The following is a 17,565-nucleotide window of genomic DNA, read 5'->3' as shown; positions in this document are numbered from 1 at the left end:
CCTTATCCCGCGCCCAGGCCGAAGCTGTTGGCCAGGGATCCCAGGATGAGGTTCCAGCCATCCACCATGACGAACAGCATCAGCTTGAACGGCAGGGAGACCAGCATGGGAGAGAGCATCATCATGCCCATGGCCATCAGTATGCTGGCCACCACCAGGTCGATGACCAGGAAGGGCAGAAACAGCATGAAGCCTATCTGGAAGGCGGTCTTGAGCTCGCTGGTGACAAAGGCCGGGATCAGCACCCGCAGCGGCACCTCGGCGGGGGTCTCCACCTGCACGTTGGCTATCTCCATGAAGGTGTTGAGATCCTTGATGCGGGTCTGGGCCAGCATGAACTGGTGCAGGGGGAGCTGAGCCTTCTCCAGCGCCTCCTGGGTGGTGATGGTCTCGGCCAGATAGGGTTGCAGCGCCTCCTCGTTGATGCGATCCAGCACCGGGGACATGATGAAGAACGACATGAAGAGGGCGATGCCGATCAGCACCTGGTTGGAGGGACTCTGTTGCAGGCCGATGGCCTGTCTGAGGATCCCGAGCACCACTATGATGCGGGTGAAGGAGGTCATCATGATGACCACGGCCGGCAGGAAGGAGAGGGCCGTCATCAGCGCCAGCACCTGCAGGGTCAGGCTGTACTCCTGACTGCCGTCGGCCAGGGTGGTGACGGTCACCGCCGACATGCCATCCTGGGCCAGGGCCAGGGGCGAAAGCAGCAGCAACAGCCAGGGCCAGCGTCTCATCCCGGGGAGGCGGTTTGTCCCGTTACTCTTTGTCATGGCGTGCCATCAGCTTGCCCAGTTGCTGGGCGAAGGCCTGAGGCTGACGCTCATCGAGCGGCTCCTCCAGGCGATAGAGGAAATTGACCTGCTGGGGGGTGACGCCGATCAGCAGCTGCTGCTCCCCCACCTTGACCACCAGCAGCTTCTCCTTGTAACCGAGGGGCAGGCTGGCGATCACCTTCATCTGGCCGCCCCCGAGCTGGGCGGTCAGCTTGCTCTTCTTGAGCAAAAACCCCAGCACCAGGATGAGGCCGATGACCATGAGGCTCGACAGCAGCCAGGAGGTGAGGCTCGGCGCCGTGGCGTTGGCCTGCGCCAGGGCGGGCAGCGGCAACATCAGCAGGATGGCGGCTCGGATCATTTGAGTTTCTTGATCCGCTCGATCTGGCTGATGACATCGGTCAGCCGAATGCCGAACTTGTCGTTGACCACCACCACCTCGCCGTGGGCGATCAGGGTGCCGTTGACCAGCACGTCCAGGGGCTCGCCGGCCACCCTGTCCAGCTCCACCACCGAACCCTGGTTCAGCTGCAGCAGGTTGCGGATGCTGATCTGGCTGCGGCCCACTTCCATGGCGATGGTCACCGGGATGTCGAGTATGGTGTCGAGCTTGCGACGCTCCTCGGCACTGATGGGGGCATCGTCCCTCAGCTCCTCGAGGGGAGCCGGCTTGACCTCGGCGGTGACCTGCTCTTCCAGGGCCGCGGCCCAGGCATCGGCCATCAGATCCTGCTCGTCTTCGGGTGTGCTCATCTTACTTCCTTACGGTTCATGATTGGACGGGCCCCTGGCCTGTCATCGGTTTGGATCATCGATGCTGCGCTCGAGCTCTTCGAGCTCGGCCTCGCCATCGATGCGCACGCCGCCACGGGTGACCAGGTGCATCTCGGTCTTGACCCCGTCCGGTCGCTTGAGTTTGTCGACAATCTTGAGCGCCACATTCTCCTTGGTGCGCCCCATCTTGGCGTGGAAAGTAGGCAGGTCTTCCACATAGACCAGCAGGTTCTCGGGCATCTCCACCGGGATGATGTCGCCGGGTTGCAGCTCCATCAGCTCGCGCAGGGAGAGCTCTGTCTCCAGCAGCTTGGCCTTGAGCTCCACCTTGACGTCCATGATCTCGTCGCGCAGGGCCTTGCTCCAGCGCACGTCCGTGTCACCCTTGTCGCTCTGCACACCGGCATCGAGCAGCTCGCGGATGGGTTCGAGCATGGAGTAGGGCATGGCCACGTGGAAATCGCCGCCGCCGCCGTCCAGTTCGATGTGGAAGGAGCTCACCACTATCACCTCGGTGGGGCTGACGATGTTGGCCATGGCCGGGTTCACCTCGGAGTCGAGATATTCAAAGCCCACGTCCATCACCGGCGCCCAGGCATCCTTGTAATCCTCGAACACCAGCTTGAGCAGCATCTGGATGATGCGCCGTTCGGTGGGGGTGAATTCCCGCCCCTCGATCTTGGCGTGGTAGCGGCCGTCGCCGCCGAAGAAGTTCTCCACCAGGATGAAGACGAGGCGCGCCTCCATGGTGATGAGGGCCGTCCCCTTGAGGGGGCGAAAGCGCACCATGTTCAGGCTGGTGGGCACGAACAGGGTGTGGACGTACTCGCCGAATTTCAGCATCTGCACGCCGTTGATCGACACCTCGGCGGTGCGCCGCATCATGTTGAACAGGCTGATGCGCATGTGGCGGGCGAAACGTTCGTTCACCAGCTCCAGGGTGGGCATGCGGCCCCGGACGATGCGATCCTGGGAGGAGAAGTCGAACTGGGTGATGCCAGGATCCCCGGCTGCCCCTATCTCCTCCTCTTCGACATCGTCGACCCCGTGCAACAGGGCATCAATTTCGTCCTGACTTAACAGATCGCTCACGCTTCACCTACTGCATTACAAAGCCGGTAAACAGCACTTGTTCGATTACGGGGGAAGAGGTCAGATCCTTGAGGACCCGACGGCACTCTTCCAATGAGTCATTGCGCAATTTTTCCTTGCCCTCGAAGGTGACCAGCTGCTCGGCGCTGGCGGCGCTGAACACCCGCAGCAGGGTCCCCTCGATCAGGGGCACATGCTGCTTGGCGAGGGCTTCACTCGGGGCGCCACGCACCATCAGCTGCACCTTGATCTGCACCAACCGATCCCGGCTCTGGCCCGTCACGTTGAACACGAAGGGGCGCGGCATCCCTACATAGAGGGCGGGCTGGGTGGCCGGATCCTGGGGCTGGCCGTCGGTCTGGGCGCTGGTCTGGGCCTTGGCGGCCTCGTCACCGCCCGAGAGCAGCAACCAGGCGGCCACACCGCCGCCGATAAGCAACACCACCAGGATGGCGGCCAGGATGATCATCTTCTTTTTCTTGGCCGCCGCCGGATCCTGGAGCGTCAGTTCGCTATCGTCTGCCATCTCTTGTCCACCCTCAATCAAACTTGTTCGATATCATAAACTTAACTTGGGGCGCATCAAGCATAGAAATCAATTCCGCTCTCGTTTGCCGCATCCATGGACAAAGTGAGCCGGGTGACACCGGTTTCCCCCTCATGCAGGCCCGGCTGACGACCCTCGCCTCCCTGGCCCTGACCTCCCTGTTGGGAGAAGCCGCCCCCCTGGGTCTGCTGCTGTGATCCGGGCTGGCCCTGCTGCTGAGGCTGCTGTTGCACCGAGGTCTGACCGAGGGAGAGCCCCTGCCCCGCCAGCATCTCCCTGAGCCTGGGCATGGCCTGCTCCAGCATCTCGCGGGTCTGGCCATGTTGTACCACGAAGTTGACGCTGGCCTGGTTGTCCTGACCAAGCTGGATCTGGATCTTCATCTTGCCAAGGCCGAGGGGGTCGAGCTGGATCTCCGCCTGCTGCAACTTGTCGGCCAGCATGACGTTGACCCTCTGCTGCAACTCGGCCGGGGCATCCTGGCTCGCCAATTTCAGATGGGGCAAGGCGGCGGCCTCGGCCCTGGGCTGGCCGGTGGGCGCCGTGCCGATCCGGGTCTCCCCCACCGCGGCCTGGCTTGGCGGCTGGCCGGCGGCCTGGGCCTCCTCTTCCCGCTTCGGCTCGGCGCCGGCCTCGCCCCGGGTCAGGCTCGCCAGCCTGCCCCTGGCCCCCAGGGGGGCCCCTTTCTGAGCCTGGTTAGTGGCGCCATCCATGGCCGCGGCCGCGTCGCCCTGGGGCAGGCTGGCCAGGGGGGCCTGGCTGCCCTGGGACTGGGCCTGGGCCAGCACCTGCTGGGGCGCAGCCAGGGTCGGCGCCACCGCCGGGTTCGCTCCGGAGGCCGCCGGGGCCTGGGCTGCAATCTGGGGTGCGCCCCTCTCCTTGCCTGGCGCCTCCTGGCGAAGGCCGGACTCGATCTGGCTCAGGGCCTGCTCCCCGTCGGCGGCAGCCTGCTCCTGGCCCGCCTGCCGGGCGACGCGATTGCCGGCGGCATAGGCATCGGCCGGGGTGCTGACCTCAGGCTCAGGGGACATTTTTGGCCCCCTCTCTGGCGTCTTGTCGGCCGTCATCTCGGTTGTCTTGCCTGCGCCCTGATCGGCAGCCATATGGGTTGTCTCGTCGACGGCCACATCGGGCGTCTCGCCGCTCGTCATGCCGGTGACCATGCCGGTCGTCAAGGCGCCGTCCAGCCGGACGGCCTCACCCGCCCTGGGGGGAGCCTGCGTACCAGAGGCCTCGTCCGCTTCGCCGGCCAGGGCCTCGTGATCCCCTGCCGCCCCGAGCAGGGCTGAGGCCAGGGTTTCCTTGGTATCTTTGGTTTCCCTGGTTTCCCTGGTTGCCTGGGTTGCCTGATTTATCTCAGGGGCGCCCTCCCCCTGCCCAAGGCGTTTGGACTCACCATCGGCCTGGGCTGCCCCCCTGGCGGCAGGGAGCGCGGAGCCAGGCGGCAAGGCATTGCCATCGCGCTCCTCCCCAAGGCTCGCGGCCTCGCCCGGGGCGACCAGACGGGTGTCCTGATTGAGGGAGTCTTGCAGGTGAATGAGGAAGGGGTTGCCGGCCATGATGGCAGAGGCGTCATCCCCGGAGGAGCCAGGGGTGCGCCCGCCGTCGGCGTCGTCGGCCTGGCCGTCGGACGCCACCGGCACGGCGTCAGTCTCTTGACGCCCGGCAGCGGGCGGCAAGGCGCCCGGCTCACTGTCCGCGGCGGCCAGGGCCGCCTTCTCTTCCTTGACCTGCCCCTTGACCGGGGCGGCTTCACCCCCGTGTCGATACTGACTGATCAGCTCGGCAAAGTCGGCCTTGTCACCGTCCAGCACGGCGCCGTCAGCGGACCGCGCCAGCCCTGGCGCGGCAGGCTTGTCACCGCCGATCGGCGGGGAAGTGGGGGTCAACAGTGTCTGCATCATCCTGGATTCCGGGGTCTGGGCGCCGATAAGGCCTGGTTGCATCGAGATGGGGTCACGCTGGGCGCGCCATCGAACAAGACAAAGCAAGTTACAGGCCAGAATGCAGGGTTCGGCTGCGCAGGGCGAACTCATCCAGCATTTTCTGCTCCTGGCGCTGGGCCTGCTGCCGGGCCCGATCGGCCTGCTTGTCCAGCAGCAGGGCCACCGCCTTGCGCCGCTGCTGGGCCGCCAGCCACTCCTCCCGCCGCTGGCCCAGGGCCTCGCGGATCTGCAGCACCCCCTCGTACTGCTGGGTCGCCGCCTGCTCCAGCTTGTTGATGAAGGCGTGATACTGGGCATTCTGCTGGGCCTTGATCCCCTGCAGGCCGCGGTCGGTCCACTGCTGGTGATAGATCTGGCGGTACTGGTTGAGGGCATCCTGCTGCTGCAGGAACAGCTTGAGATCCTGCTGGGCCTTGGCCAGGGCCAGGGCGGCCTGCTGCTCGGCCGCCTCGAGGCGCTCGGCCAATAACATCAATCCCTTGCTCATCGACTACCTCATGCTGCTCGGCGCGGGGCGGATCCCCATTACTGCATCAGGGGCATGGCCACCAGTTGCAGGGCTTGCAGGCCATCGTCGTAGTGGATGACCTCGCGCATGCCTTGTTGCAAGAAGCGATCCAGATAGGGTTTCTGATTGATGGCCCGATCGATGCGCGGATCCGCCCCCTGGCTGTAGGCGCCGATGGTGATGAGATCTCGGTTCTGCTGGTAGAGGGAGTAGTACTGCTTGAGGGCCCGTGCCAGCCCCTGATGTTCGGCCGAGGTGACCTGGGGCATGACCCGGCTGATGGATTTCTCGATGTCGATGGCCGGGTAATGGCCCGAATCGGCGAGTTCCCGCGACAGCACTATGTGGCCGTCCAGGATGGCCCGGGCGGCATCGGCGATGGGGTCTTGCAGATCGTCCCCCTCGGTCAGCACGGTGAAAAAGGCGGTGATGGAGCCCTGGCCGTCGTTGCCGTTGCCGGCCCGCTCCACCAGCGCCGGTAATTTGGCAAACACCGAGGGCGGGTAGCCCTTGGTGGCGGGGGGCTCCCCCACCGCCAGGGCGATCTCCCGCTGGGCCTGGGCATAGCGGGTGAGCGAGTCCATCAAGAGCAGCACGTTGAGCCCCTGATCCCGAAAATACTCGGCGATGGCCAGTGCCGTCTCGCACCCCTTGAGCCGCATCAGGGGGGAGGCATCGGCCGGGGCGGCCACCACCACGGCGCGCTCGCGCCCCTCGGCGCCAAGGATCTCCTCGATGAACTCCTTCACCTCCCGGCCCCGCTCGCCGATGAGGCCGACCACCACCACGTCCGCCACCGAGCCCCGGGTCATCATGCCGAGCAAGACCGACTTGCCGACCCCGGAGCCGGCGAACAGCCCCATGCGCTGACCCTGACCCACGGTGAGCACCGCATTGATGGCGCGCACCCCCACGTCCATCGGCCTGTGGATGGGGCGACGGGCCAGGGGGTTGATGCGGGTCTGGGCAAATTGCACCGTCTGGGCGGCGAGGATGGGGCCCAGGCCATCCAGGGGCTGGCCTATGCCGTCGATGACCCGGCCGAGCAGATTCATGCCCACCGGGATGCCGTGCTCCTCGGTGACGGGCACCACCCGGGCGCCGGGAATGACCCCCTTGAGCTGTTCGCTCGGCATCAGGTAGAGGCGATCGCCGGAGAAGCCGACCACCTCCGCCTCCAGGGTGCCATCCTGGGTGTCGATGCGGCACAGGGCGCCGATGGCGGCCCGGCACCCCACCGCCTCCAGGGTCAGGCCCACCACCCGCGTCAACTTTCCGGCGACAGGGGTCTTGGGGGCGATCTCGCCGACCCGGTATCGTTGCAGTCGTTGGGAAAGGCTGTTGCTCATCACTCGATCCTCATGAAGGGGCCCAGGCTAGTCGTGCTGGTTTTCCCGCAGGAAGTTGCGCAGCAGCTGGTCGATGCGCCCCGAGAGGGTCAGATCCACGCTGGAGAGTTCGGTGGCGAGCTGAAGATCGCCGGGCAGCAGGGTGGGATCGCTCTCGAAGCGCCATTGGCGCCGCTCGCACTCCTCCTCGCCAAAGGCCGCCACCACCCGCTGGATGTCATCCGGATGCAGGGAGAGGGTGACCCCCTGGCGCGCGGCGGGCAGCAGGGCCAGCCCCTCCTTGAGGGCGCCCAGCAGCAGGGCAGGCGAGGTGGACGCCTCCTGCTTGATCAGGGCCCGGGCCAGCTGCATCACCAGGGCGATGAGCTGCTGCTCCACCCCGGCGTCCAGCTCGGCCAGGGGCTCGGCCAGGCGGGAGGCGAGCAGGCGCCAGTGGGCCTGCTCCTGCTCCACCTGCTCGCGGCCCAGGGCCAGCCCCTCCTCCTTGCCCTGGGTCATGCCCGCCTCGTGGCCCTGCTTGAGGCCCTCGAGCTTGCCCTCCTCCAGGCCCTTGGCAAAACCGGCGGCCTGGCCCTCGGCCATGCCCTCCTCCCAGGCGGCCTGGCGGATGGCCTCCAGCTCCTCGGCGGTGAGGCTGGGGGCGGGCTCGGGCGCCGGCTCCTCGGCTACGACCTCCTCCTCCTGGCGATACCAGTCCGGCGTCAGGCCGAGGGCATTGGTCTCCACCTCGGCGGCCACCTCCATCTCGGGCCAGCCCCAGGTCTCGATCTGGGTGCCCGCCGTATCCGGTCGCATGTAGCCGCGCAGCTTGCTGTTCTTGTCATTCATGCTCTAGAGGCACTCCCATCTGACACCCTTCATCGGGACTGGCGCCCCGTGCATCACGCCGTCATCACGCCATCGCCGCCAGGCGCAGAGCCTCAGGCAGCGGCCCGCTCATCCTCCAGGCAGCCCAGGCCGGACTTAGAGGAACTCCTCGCCGCCACCGGCCCCCAGCATGAGCTCGCCGGCATCCGCCAGACGGCGGGCGGTGGAGAGGATCTCCTTCTGGGCCGCCTCCACCTCGGAGACGCGGATCGGCCCCATGGCCTCCAGATCGTCCGCCAGCATCTCGGCGGCCCGCTTGGACATGTTCTTGAAAATCTTCTCGCGCATCTGATCGTCCGAGCCCTTGAGGGCCCGTTGCAGCAGATCCCCGGGCACTTCCCGCAGCAGGGTCTGGATGCCCCGATCGTCCACGTCGATCAGGTTCTCGAACACGAACATCAGGTCCTGGATCTGCTGGCTCATCTCCTCGTCGGAGTCGCGGATGGCATCCATCAGCTGGCCTTCGACGTTGGTGTCCAGGTAGTTCATGATGTTGGCCGCCGCCTTCAGGCCGCCCATCTTGGCCGCCTGGGCACCGGCGGCGCCGGCAAACTGCTTCTCCATGATGTCGTTCAATTCTTGCAGCGCCGCCGGTTGCACCTCTTCCAGGTTGGCGATGCGCATCACCAGATCCAGGCGCACCTGCTCCGGGAACTGGCTCAGGATCTCGGCGGACTGCTCCGGCTCCAGGTAGGAGAGGACGATGGTCTGGATCTGGGGGTGTTCGTTCTGGATGATGCTGGCCACCTGGCGCGCATCCATCCACTTGAGGGAGTCCAGACCCCGGGCACCCGAGCCCAGGATGATCTGATCCACCAGGTTGCTGGCCTTGTCTTCCCCGAGCGCCGCCACCAGGGCCTTGCGCACGAAGTCTTCGCTGCCGATGCCGATGTTGGTGTACTTCTGGATGTCGTCGATAAATTGACGATGCACCGCAGCCACCCTGTCGTGACTGAAATCCGACATGGAGGCCATGGACATGCCCAGGCGCTGCACCTGCTTGGGCTCGAGGTGGCGGAAGATCTGGGCGGCGTCCTCCTCGTTGAGGCTGAGCATCAGCACGGCGGCCATCTCGATCCCCGACATCTGGTCGAGGATCTGGCGCTGACCGTCGCTGATGTCGTTGCCGGTCACTTGGTTCTTATTCTCTTCAGGCATCTTTGGTTACCCATTCTTTAATGACCTGAGCGGCCAGATCCGGTTCGTTCGCCACCAGGGCCCGCACCGCCTTGAGCAGGTCCTCATCCCGATGGAGATCCGGCAGTTTCAGGTGACCATCGCGCACCCCGAAGATGGGCTCGGCCTCGGCCTGGGCCGCCAGCAGACTCAACTCGTCGTCGCCACCCAGCACTATGCTGTTGTCCAGATCCAGCTCGCTCTCGGGTTTGACATCCGGGTAGAGCAGGCGCTTGAGCATGGGCCGCACCACGGTGACGATGAGCACTATGATGACCAGCACGGAGGCGGCGATGCGCACCGCGCGCCAGAACCAGGGCTGCTCGTAGATGGGCAGGTCCGGCATCACGTCCAGCTCGGGGCGGTTGAACGGGATGGCAACCACCTCCAGGGTGTCGCCCCGGGTCACGTCAAATCCCAGGCCGCCACTGATGAGGCGACGCAGGGTGTCTATCTCGGCCTGGCTGCGCGGCTCGCGGCTGACGGCGCCATCGGCGCCGGTGACCGACTTGTAATCCACCGCCACCGACACCGTCATGCGGCGAATGCCCCCCATCTGACGGCGGGTGTGGCTGACGGTGGTGTCCAGTTCATAGTTGCGGGTCGCCTCCTTGCGGGAGCGGCCGGCGCTGGTGCCGCCCTCGCCCCCTTCCGCCTTCTCCGGGATGCCGGAAGCGGCGGGCGGCTGGTTGGAGAGGGCGCCGGGCACGCCGCCATTGGCGCCGCTGGCACTGTTCTCCTCCAGGGTCATCTCGGAGCGCACCGCGGGCAGGTCGGGGTTGTAGGTCTTGCGGGTCTGCTCCTGCTGGGAGAAGTCCAGGGCAAGATCCACCTCGGCGGTGTAGTTGTCCATGCCGAGCACGGGGATCAGGATGGCGTCTATCTTCTGCTTGTACTCCAGCTCCTGCTTCTGCTGCATGGCAAATTCTTTGCGGGTCTGGGCGGAGACGGGATCCTGGGAGCCGGAGTTGAGCAGGCGACCGCTCTGATCCGTGACCGTCACCCGGGTCGGCTCCAGGCCGTGAACCGCGGAGGCGACCATGTCGACGATGGAGTCCACCTCCCCCTGTCCCAGGGCGCTGCCCTTGAGGGTCAGCACCACGGTGGCGCTGGGCTTGCGCTCGTTGCGGGCGAACACATTGTCCTTGGGAATGGCCAGCAGCACCTGGGCCTTGCCCACGTTCTGGAACTGTTCGATGGCGCTCGCCAGCTGACGCTCGCGGCTGAGCTTGAGGCGTTCGGCCTCCATGCGCTGACTGACCCCGAAGCTGGAGTCCTTGAGCAGGATGGATTCACCGTCATTGCTGCTGACGCTGCTGGTGCCGAGCCCGGCCCGGGTCAGGCGCAGGCGGATGTCGCCGTAGTTCTCGGCGCTGACCAGCACGCTCCTGCCCTCGACCTGATAGGGGATCTTCTGCTGATCCAGGTAATCCAGGGTCGCGACCAGCTCCTCGGTGTTGTAGGTGCCAAGGGGCCGCATCTCCGGCTCCTTGCCCCACAACAGGATGAAGACGGCGATGGCCAGGCAGATGGCCAGTCCCAGGATCAGGGTGATCTGACGCAGCACATCGCTGTTGGAGAGGAACCCCAGTGCGGAACTCTTCTGTTCATGCTCATCGAGGGCGCTGGTCCCTTCGTGATTGATCAGCAGGTCGCCGTTTTGTTCGTTCGCCACAGATCAGGTCCTTATCTTCTGGTCGGGTCGCGGCATGCGCACCCTTATACCGGCATATTCATGATGGTCTTGTAGGCATCGACCATCTTGTTGCGCACCTGCACCGTCGCCTCGAAGGCGATGGAGGCTTTCTGGCCGGCGATCATCACATCGGAGAGATCCACCGACTTGTCGCCCATGTCGAGCCGGGTGCGCAGATCGTTGGCGTTCCCCTGCAGGCCATTGACGTGGCCGAGGGCCTGCTGCAACAGCTGGCCAAAATCCGAGCTGACCTGACCGGCCGGCTGGCTGATGGCCGGGATACCCGCTTCTACCTTGAGGGCCTGCATCTCTTGCATCAGGCTGCTTGCACTTATTTCCATCACCCTTCCCCAGACAAATCATTGACGCTGGCATCACTTAAGCAAATAAGGTGCCAACCAGGAGCGATGAGGGAGCCAACCAGGCACGCCTGGCTGCCGGGCAGGGCGAGCAGAGGCGCCGTGCCCGGCCATGAAAAAGAGGGCGAAAGGCCCTCTTCTACTGCGCGTCACGTCATTTAAACAGACCGCATTTCAATATGATACAAGAAACATTTCCCGCAGAGCCCGGGCGGCTACTCCTTGTTCAGATCGTCATCGAGCCAGTACTTGGAGCCCGAAATATTGGCATCGAGCAGCAGCCCTTTCTCGCCGATCTGATAGATGGCCATGCCGCCATTGTATTTGGCCGTCAGCTCGGCGCTCTCCTTGCCCGCCACGGCGCCCACCTCGGAGGTGGCCTCCCAGCCTTGATTGACGAAGGCATCGAACCTGGCCTTGTCCTCGAACAGGATCACCTGCTGGTAGAACTTGCCCCCCAGTCCGGCGGCCAGACCGGCACCAAACATCTTCATATAGGTACGGCTATCGTCCTGACGGTTGACCGCCACCCCGGATCCCTGGTTGGTGTGCACCATCAGGGAGAACTTGCGCGAGTCAAACACCGCATAGCCATAGGCCTGGTCAAACAGCAGCTTGGCGGAGGGTTGCTCGTTGAACAGCCGCACCAGGGCGGTGTCGGCCATGGTATCGAGGGCGGTTCTGGCCTCGGCCGGGGTCTTGGGTTCGAGCAGGGTGTCGAGCTGCTTGTCGGCGGTCTCCAACCATGCCTTGCCGGTCGTCACGCTCTTGTCGGTCCACTCCCCGGCGGTGTTGAAGGTCTCCTCTCCCCACCGGGAGACCGAGTCCCAGGTCTGTTTGGAGAAGTCCGTGACATCTTGCCACGCCTCCTTGCTGGTCTCGCTCACCGCGCTGCCGAGCTCGGTGGCGGCCTCCTTCACCTTGGCCCAATCCGCCAGCGTTGGGGCCGAAGCCAATGCCAGTGCCGTTGTCATGACCAGCAGTCGAATCTTCATGTTGCTCTCCATCACCCGTGATAAACCCTGGGTCACAGTAGCAGATTTGACTGAAACCGGAAAAGCCCGGGCTCACGGTACCGCTCCGAGGGCAGCGCCCAGGTCGGCACGCTGGCGCCACCACAAAGTTTGTTCTGCTCCGTTGCGCCCGCTGTATAGTTTTTGGTTAGCCATTCCGGTAAAATCCGCGCCCTTATAAGAGAGCCACCTAAGAGTGATTGAGCGATGTCCAACACAAAACAGGCCCCCAAAGTAGGATTCGTCTCCTTGGGTTGACCTAAGGTCGCAAGACCAATCCACATCTAATACAGTCAGGCTTGTGCTAGCGGTATCCCATCACTTAGCGCCGGTTATAATCCAAAACAAGCTGAGGCTGGGTTAGCATTACTTTACGAGGTCCAGCGACAAATGCATCCACCGCTGCGGCAAACCACGATGAGCGAAGAGCGGCGGTCTTCCGTTGGAAGACATCAAAGTTGAAGCAACTTGGCTCACACAACCTACAAAGATCAATATCGAATCTGTTCAGATAAGTTCAAGGTGCCGGTTAATCAATCCAAAATCAGCAACTGGTTCACACCCTTTCTCTGAAAACATCAGTGCACCTCGCCGCTGCTCTTTCAGATTTGCTATGGCCTGAAAAAAGCAACTCTCGCACAGGTGAACCTCGTAACTTTCGCCATCGTGCTGAGTTCCATAACCCCAGTGGGCACTCAATGTGCCAAACTCGATATTGCTAACAGCCCCCTCCGTTTGGCAACTCTCTTCACAAACATCACAGCGAATATCGCTGATTACCTCGACCTCTTTTTTGGTCATGATTTTCATATCCTGTTACTCCATTCATGCAGCATCTGCGAATCAACTGCATCGAGTCCGCAGGTTGACCACTCCTCTGCATTGATGATTGCGTGTGATGGTCTCTCTAACTTTGCTACTGCCGCTCTATGTGATTCACCCAAGGGCTGTAGACTGACTGTGGAATACCAAGCATTACTAATGATGCCCCTCCGAGATGAAGATCCGTATGAATTCCGACATCCCATGCCAGAGACTTGTTCAGACCTTCCTTAGCTCCTGAAGCTCCTGAGGTATCGGCCATTGCTCCTTAAAATCCATAAATTCGGCAACAAACGAAGCCATAACACCCTTAACAAATTCATCATATGTGGATTGATTAATAGTGACATGTAAGAATGACTCCACTCTCAGAGAATCTCCTACTGCGGCTAAGAAATCCGCGTTTTGAAAAATTAGTGTCACGGTGCTACTTTTTTGATTCTGACTCAAAACGATCTGTTGATTGGACATTTTTCACCCTCAAATGATGCTTATATGCAGTGTCATTATATGAGTGTACTCATAGCCGTGTACAGTGTGCCGTATAATGTAGACCATATCTCCTCTTGTGAGGAGATAACATGGATTCTGACGAGTTTGATCTTGCGGTGCTCGCAACTGCATTCGGTAAAAATGTACGGGAACTGCGGTCTGCACGCGGCATGCAACAGGAAAAACTTGCGCTAATTGCTGGTATAGATCGTGGTCACATGGGAAAAATCGAACGTGGGGAGACTAGGGTAACCTTGGAAAAAGTTTATCTGATCGCCAAAGCTCTTGGGGTCTCGCCTGCATCATTGCTGCCATAACCATAGCTGTTACTCTAACCAAATATTGCACGTTCCAGCATGGGGGGATTTTCTCGCTTGTCTAGGAGCCATAGCACAACGCATCCATCGACTTGAAGGTCAGATGGAGTCCGACGGGATCTGATTGTTCTGGGATTCAACGGGTGCAAGAAAACGATCTGGTTGTGACAACCTGCGACAGGCGCAGCAGAGAAGAGTTTGCATTGGTAAAACAATCATACTCTGCAAAAGCACGTTTTTTATTTCCGCCCAACATGGGCGAATATAGCCATATTTTATTGATACTATGTCTGCTTGTTGCCAAATCCAAAATGGTTCCATTATTTCCTCATTCAATGTGTCAGGTTATCAAAAATGAGCCGAACTAGCCCATCATTCGGCTCACTTTTAGAGCCGAATATAGCACATACTGCTCACCATAAGTGCCGGTAATGAGGGGGATGCTCCAGGCTGAAAAATCTCAGACCAGAGCTAACGAAAAACTGGATTTATTGCTGCTGGAATGCGCGACAGCAATTAGTAGATAAGCCAGGCGGGGTATCGGTACGGTCAGTATAAAAATGGATTGTGAAATGGGCTCTTAGGCGGGAACTCATTTTCGTTTCGGAGGGCTATTGTGAGCTTGCAGCTTACGCTGCATAAAGCCACGCCCAAGAAGGTACCATCGGGTTTGCTCATTCATGTGTTTAACGGTACACATCATGATGTCAATATATAGTATTGCTTATCCTCTCAGGATAATCTTAGCGAGTTTACACATCAATCATTAGCAAAAATCAAAGATCTTACAACCACCCCATTCTCTATTGGATTTAAAGGACCCAGCTTTCAAATTTTTCAATTGCAGCACGCATTTCCTCACTCATGGCCTGAGTCTTTAAGGCACTTATCCTTTGATTGAGATAATAGTCATCAGACGTGATAAAATGTGTGCCATTCACCAAGTCCAACATTCTAATATACTTTCCATCTTTATCGATACACTCGAAGTTATTGACGAATTTGTTGTAGGCTAAGAATGCCTCCTCATTTTCCTGCTGATGATGCATGTCAAAACCGAAATCAGCGATATATTTATTGTCAATGACAATACCATCAGTACTCATCCCACCAAATAACTCAACCTGAATGTAGAAACAGCTAGTAACAGAATGTACTTTTACGGATTTAACAGTTTTATATATTGTATCTCTGACCTCATTTCTTATATCTGTCTGATTGTAGTCAATGAAGCTTGGAGTTATAAGCATATATATATCTGGATTGATAGAGATCTCTTCATGACTTCTTTCAATGCTCAACTCTTCATTTAACTTTTTGCGCTCCCTAGATAGGCTATTTAATCGCTCAGTAAACAAAATATATATATCACCCTCTGTGGCAGCCTCAATAGATTGAAACGTACTCTTTATTTTTGAACTTATCGCATCTATTTTATTCTTTAGTAAAGCAACCTTATTCTCATTTTCATTTTTTTTGGGCTGAAGGATGACACTGCCAATCAGCAACATGAGTGCGTACTCAAAATATCGGTTATCAAATGTTGCAGCTGTGCAGCTTTTCACCGATGTATCTGATCTTCCGCTGCATTTATAACGAAGCTTTTCATCTTTTTTTCCCGCCTTACTGCGGTAGACCTGTAGTGAACTGCCACAATCCCCGCAAGTGGCGATACGCATTCCCGTAATGATGCCCGCAGCGCTTTTCAGCTTACTAGTAAATTGCTTTTTTTCACTACGCACATGCCTAGCTTGTGCGAATTCAGCCTCAGTGCATGCTAGGGGGTAATAGTTTTCCAATAGATGCTCACGACCATCAATATGAATTATTTTTTCACCTAAGACTGCCCGATCACTGATAACCTTTTTAATAAGGTTTATCCCCCACCCTTCCTTATTAGAATTTTGAGCTATTGTAGGGGGAGTATAGTTTTCATCTAAATATTTTTTTATTGTTATATGCCCCTTCCCTTCACGAATCATCGAAATGATTTCTTTAATCACGGGAAAATAATATGGATGAGGGCGAACAAATCCGGTTGTAGTATCAACCCAAAACTTGTTCTTTCCGAAACCATTAATCGCTGCCGGATAACCATCCGTATCGCGAACACCATCTAGGTGCCGCTTTAAAGCAACACGTGCAGCACCAGTAACTCGAGCAGAAAGCTTATTTGTATAATCATTACTACTTTCAAGCTTGACAAGTGCGAAAATGGCAGATGCCAAATTATCTTTTTGATATACCGCCCCATCAATCCAGGTATAAACAAAAACATTAGCAGCAAGTACACATGTTAAATACTCACTTGCTCTTGTTAACGCTAGGCGAGAGAAACGATCTATATTTTCCATGGCCAATACAGAGCCGGGGGCGATTTGACCTGAACGGCATAGTTCAATAAAATCGCCAAGACGTCCATGTTCAATATTTTCCCCTTTACTGGCTGACATGCCGTTATCTGACATATGAACAACAGGCATACTACTATATTTTGCCTTTGTTGCTTCAACCAATGCACCTTCAGTCTGACGTTGCACGCCAGTTTTATTACCAGCGGCTTGTTTTTCAGTACTTACACGACTATACAAATATAGTGTTGGTGCAGATGACATTAAATTCATAACATCTCCAAAAAATCGACTCTATGACGAAGATCTATATGCTAGATAAATCACTATATTTGTAAGCTATCTGTATGATTAGATTAAAAAACAGATATATGGCATCCAATAAAAATGAAGAACCACACCGATGATTTATATCACAGGGTGATCTCAGTCGGTTCTATTTTAATTTTAATGTTTTGAGGTGCTTAATGAAATCTGCTGGGCGAACACCGCACAGATTCGCAATATGCTGTTTTGATTTTGCGTGCTGTTTCGCCCTAATGGGGTGCATATCATCGCCGATCATGATATTGCGACAGCAGGGCTGCCACTCCTTGTTGCTCAATTGAAAGACATCCTTTGTATAGTGACCGTCAGGCATATCCAGACCAGCCCGCCGTCTACGATACAATAATTCAGCTCTTTTCATTTTCTCACTATCAACACTGTCACCGGATCCCTTCATATAGCCCTCGCCGACCTTTTGGTGGAAGATTATATCCGAAAACACTAGATATCAACCCCCACTAGAAAATATTTTCATCACCAGAATGGAATTATCCATATTCTCTAATATTTATTTTTACTTATATTTTTCAGGCTCAAAGTGGGGAGGGAATGATAAAGCCATGCGGTGTTAACGCTGACAACCTAGCGCCCCCCCCCAGAAGCGTCACTGGTTATTTTGCAACATTTCACAAACATATTGACAGGAGGTTTTTTTTCAGTTTCATGCAAAAAAAATATTGCGCAACTTCATTTTTCATGATAATTTAATGTTGTATTTTTTATCAAAAAAATACGCCATAGATGTCTTGTTTTTCACTTTCTTTATAAAGAATTTCTTCTTTTAACACCTTAAAACCTCACATCTTTAAATACCTGGTTCCTCTTCGCGCTGAAACGAAGTGAAAGCGCGGAATAGATATATATGTTTGAGAACAAAAAAAGCTTTTATATTTAAATTTTTAAATAAAACGAATTATGTCCAAATTGTTAAGCTTGCAACGTTTTTGTTACCATTTTCACCACCCAAGTGAGGTTAGCTGCATCTAGCCATCATAGTGTCAGTATCGTGCTGTCATTGCCCTTCCTGATTACCCATGACCCTCAGCCAGCTTCAAGAGCCGATATGGCATCGGAGGGCTTGCCACGACTGCATGCCCCAATTCAACCAACATGCTCTTGAGGTCAAAACGATGATTAAACCGGAAGCAGT

Annotated in this window: 18 protein-coding genes and 2 pseudogenes; 1 reads left to right on the top strand and 19 read right to left on the bottom strand. The window is 58.0% G+C overall.

The window, feature by feature from the left end:
* Positions 1–2: 2 nt before the first annotated feature.
* The 16 genes and pseudogenes from fliP to ACLHZ1_RS05435 all read right to left on the bottom strand — a co-directional run bounded on the left by fliP (position 3) and on the right by ACLHZ1_RS05435 (position 13,399).
* Positions 3–776, bottom strand: coding sequence for a flagellar type III secretion system pore protein FliP (gene fliP / locus ACLHZ1_RS05510; protein WP_427261280.1), 774 nt, complete (start codon positions 774–776; stop codon positions 3–5).
* Positions 763–1,140 carry a flagellar biosynthetic protein FliO gene (fliO, locus tag ACLHZ1_RS05505; protein ID WP_427261279.1) on the bottom strand — a complete coding sequence of 126 codons (378 nt, stop codon included), beginning with the start codon at positions 1,138–1,140 and terminating at the stop codon, positions 763–765. The genes fliP and fliO overlap by 14 nt, the downstream gene beginning before the upstream one ends.
* Positions 1,137–1,532 (bottom strand): flagellar motor switch protein FliN, encoded by a 396-nt coding sequence (gene fliN, locus ACLHZ1_RS05500; protein WP_041994010.1) that lies wholly within the window; start codon positions 1,530–1,532, stop codon positions 1,137–1,139. The genes fliO and fliN overlap by 4 nt, the downstream gene beginning before the upstream one ends.
* Positions 1,533–1,574: 42 nt before the next feature.
* Entirely contained in the window at positions 1,575–2,645 is a 1,071-nt protein-coding gene (fliM, locus tag ACLHZ1_RS05495; protein ID WP_041994013.1) for a flagellar motor switch protein FliM, read from the bottom strand.
* A gap of 7 nt (positions 2,646–2,652) precedes the next feature.
* Positions 2,653–3,171, bottom strand: coding sequence for a flagellar basal body-associated protein FliL (fliL, locus tag ACLHZ1_RS05490; RefSeq protein WP_427261278.1), 519 nt, complete (start codon positions 3,169–3,171; stop codon positions 2,653–2,655).
* Between the two features lie 56 nt (positions 3,172–3,227).
* The gene (locus ACLHZ1_RS05485) at positions 3,228–5,096 is read right to left on the bottom strand and encodes a flagellar hook-length control protein FliK (protein ID WP_427261277.1); all 1,869 of its coding nucleotides are present in this window, start codon (positions 5,094–5,096) and stop codon (positions 3,228–3,230) included.
* Positions 5,097–5,184: 88 nt separating this feature from the next.
* Entirely contained in the window at positions 5,185–5,625 is a 441-nt protein-coding gene (gene fliJ / locus ACLHZ1_RS05480) for a flagellar export protein FliJ (protein ID WP_408797403.1), read from the bottom strand.
* A gap of 38 nt (positions 5,626–5,663) precedes the next feature.
* Positions 5,664–6,995: a flagellar protein export ATPase FliI gene (gene fliI / locus ACLHZ1_RS05475; RefSeq protein WP_392444400.1), complete on the bottom strand. Its 1,332-nt coding sequence runs from the start codon at positions 6,993–6,995 to the stop codon at positions 5,664–5,666.
* A 27-nt stretch (positions 6,996–7,022) separates the two neighbouring features.
* The gene (fliH, locus tag ACLHZ1_RS05470) at positions 7,023–7,823 is read right to left on the bottom strand and encodes a flagellar assembly protein FliH (RefSeq protein ID WP_427261276.1); all 801 of its coding nucleotides are present in this window, start codon (positions 7,821–7,823) and stop codon (positions 7,023–7,025) included.
* A 135-nt stretch (positions 7,824–7,958) separates the two neighbouring features.
* Positions 7,959–9,020 (bottom strand): flagellar motor switch protein FliG, encoded by a 1,062-nt coding sequence (fliG, locus tag ACLHZ1_RS05465; RefSeq protein ID WP_427261275.1) that lies wholly within the window; start codon positions 9,018–9,020, stop codon positions 7,959–7,961.
* The gene (gene fliF / locus ACLHZ1_RS05460) at positions 9,013–10,713 is read right to left on the bottom strand and encodes a flagellar basal-body MS-ring/collar protein FliF (RefSeq protein ID WP_408797409.1); all 1,701 of its coding nucleotides are present in this window, start codon (positions 10,711–10,713) and stop codon (positions 9,013–9,015) included. Before fliF ends, fliG begins: the two co-directional genes overlap by 8 nt.
* A gap of 44 nt (positions 10,714–10,757) precedes the next feature.
* Positions 10,758–11,075, bottom strand: a complete 318-nt coding sequence (fliE, locus tag ACLHZ1_RS05455) for a flagellar hook-basal body complex protein FliE (protein WP_041997821.1) — start codon at positions 11,073–11,075, stop codon at positions 10,758–10,760.
* Between the two features lie 233 nt (positions 11,076–11,308).
* The gene (gene befA, locus ACLHZ1_RS05450) at positions 11,309–12,088 is read right to left on the bottom strand and encodes a beta cell expansion factor BefA (protein ID WP_427261274.1); all 780 of its coding nucleotides are present in this window, start codon (positions 12,086–12,088) and stop codon (positions 11,309–11,311) included.
* A 525-nt stretch (positions 12,089–12,613) separates the two neighbouring features.
* Positions 12,614–12,916, bottom strand: coding sequence for a hypothetical protein (locus ACLHZ1_RS05445; RefSeq protein ID WP_042019790.1), 303 nt, complete (start codon positions 12,914–12,916; stop codon positions 12,614–12,616).
* A gap of 42 nt (positions 12,917–12,958) precedes the next feature.
* A pseudogene (locus tag ACLHZ1_RS05440) lies at positions 12,959–13,067 on the bottom strand (IS630 family transposase); the annotation flags it as partial.
* Between the two features lie 80 nt (positions 13,068–13,147).
* Positions 13,148–13,399, bottom strand: a complete 252-nt coding sequence (locus ACLHZ1_RS05435; RefSeq protein ID WP_017778755.1) for a hypothetical protein — start codon at positions 13,397–13,399, stop codon at positions 13,148–13,150.
* A 110-nt stretch (positions 13,400–13,509) separates the two neighbouring features.
* Between ACLHZ1_RS05435 and ACLHZ1_RS05430 the strand changes: the two genes are divergently transcribed.
* Positions 13,510–13,737, top strand: coding sequence for a helix-turn-helix domain-containing protein (locus ACLHZ1_RS05430; RefSeq protein ID WP_042019791.1), 228 nt, complete (start codon positions 13,510–13,512; stop codon positions 13,735–13,737).
* Between the two features lie 812 nt (positions 13,738–14,549).
* Here ACLHZ1_RS05430 and ACLHZ1_RS05425 read toward each other — a convergent pair.
* The 3 genes and pseudogenes from ACLHZ1_RS05425 to ACLHZ1_RS05415 form a co-directional block, all read right to left on the bottom strand.
* Positions 14,550–16,361 carry a recombinase family protein gene (locus ACLHZ1_RS05425; protein WP_427261273.1) on the bottom strand — a complete coding sequence of 604 codons (1,812 nt, stop codon included), beginning with the start codon at positions 16,359–16,361 and terminating at the stop codon, positions 14,550–14,552.
* Between the two features lie 163 nt (positions 16,362–16,524).
* The gene (locus tag ACLHZ1_RS05420; RefSeq protein WP_234579911.1) at positions 16,525–16,812 is read right to left on the bottom strand and encodes a hypothetical protein; all 288 of its coding nucleotides are present in this window, start codon (positions 16,810–16,812) and stop codon (positions 16,525–16,527) included.
* Positions 16,813–17,443: 631 nt separating this feature from the next.
* Positions 17,444–17,565 (bottom strand): annotated as a pseudogene (locus ACLHZ1_RS05415) (IS1595 family transposase); the annotation flags it as partial.

It is taken from the genome of Aeromonas sobria (assembly GCF_050266975.1).
GTDB lineage: Bacteria > Pseudomonadota > Gammaproteobacteria > Enterobacterales > Aeromonadaceae > Aeromonas > Aeromonas sobria_B.
Note: the sequence above shows the minus strand (reverse complement) of the source record. Positions and strands in the feature narration are given on the sequence as shown.

Coding starts and splice junctions, on each gene's coding strand:
- fliP (WP_427261280.1), bottom strand. CDS start 776: ATGACAAAGAGTAACGGGACAAACCGCCTCCCCGGGATGAGACGCTGG.
- fliO (WP_427261279.1), bottom strand. CDS start 1,140: ATGATCCGAGCCGCCATCCTGCTGATGTTGCCGCTGCCCGCCCTGGCG.
- fliN (WP_041994010.1), bottom strand. CDS start 1,532: ATGAGCACACCCGAAGACGAGCAGGATCTGATGGCCGATGCCTGGGCC.
- fliL (WP_427261278.1), bottom strand. CDS start 3,171: ATGGCAGACGATAGCGAACTGACGCTCCAGGATCCGGCGGCGGCCAAG.
- ACLHZ1_RS05485 (WP_427261277.1), bottom strand. CDS start 5,096: ATGATGCAGACACTGTTGACCCCCACTTCCCCGCCGATCGGCGGTGAC.
- fliJ (WP_408797403.1), bottom strand. CDS start 5,625: ATGAGCAAGGGATTGATGTTATTGGCCGAGCGCCTCGAGGCGGCCGAG.
- fliI (WP_392444400.1), bottom strand. CDS start 6,995: ATGAGCAACAGCCTTTCCCAACGACTGCAACGATACCGGGTCGGCGAG.
- fliH (WP_427261276.1), bottom strand. CDS start 7,823: ATGAATGACAAGAACAGCAAGCTGCGCGGCTACATGCGACCGGATACG.
- fliG (WP_427261275.1), bottom strand. CDS start 9,020: ATGCCTGAAGAGAATAAGAACCAAGTGACCGGCAACGACATCAGCGAC.
- fliE (WP_041997821.1), bottom strand. CDS start 11,075: ATGGAAATAAGTGCAAGCAGCCTGATGCAAGAGATGCAGGCCCTCAAG.
- befA (WP_427261274.1), bottom strand. CDS start 12,088: ATGAAGATTCGACTGCTGGTCATGACAACGGCACTGGCATTGGCTTCG.
- ACLHZ1_RS05445 (WP_042019790.1), bottom strand. CDS start 12,916: ATGAAAATCATGACCAAAAAAGAGGTCGAGGTAATCAGCGATATTCGC.
- ACLHZ1_RS05435 (WP_017778755.1), bottom strand. CDS start 13,399: ATGTCCAATCAACAGATCGTTTTGAGTCAGAATCAAAAAAGTAGCACC.
- ACLHZ1_RS05430 (WP_042019791.1), top strand. CDS start 13,510: ATGGATTCTGACGAGTTTGATCTTGCGGTGCTCGCAACTGCATTCGGT.
- ACLHZ1_RS05425 (WP_427261273.1), bottom strand. CDS start 16,361: ATGAATTTAATGTCATCTGCACCAACACTATATTTGTATAGTCGTGTA.
- ACLHZ1_RS05420 (WP_234579911.1), bottom strand. CDS start 16,812: ATGAAGGGATCCGGTGACAGTGTTGATAGTGAGAAAATGAAAAGAGCT.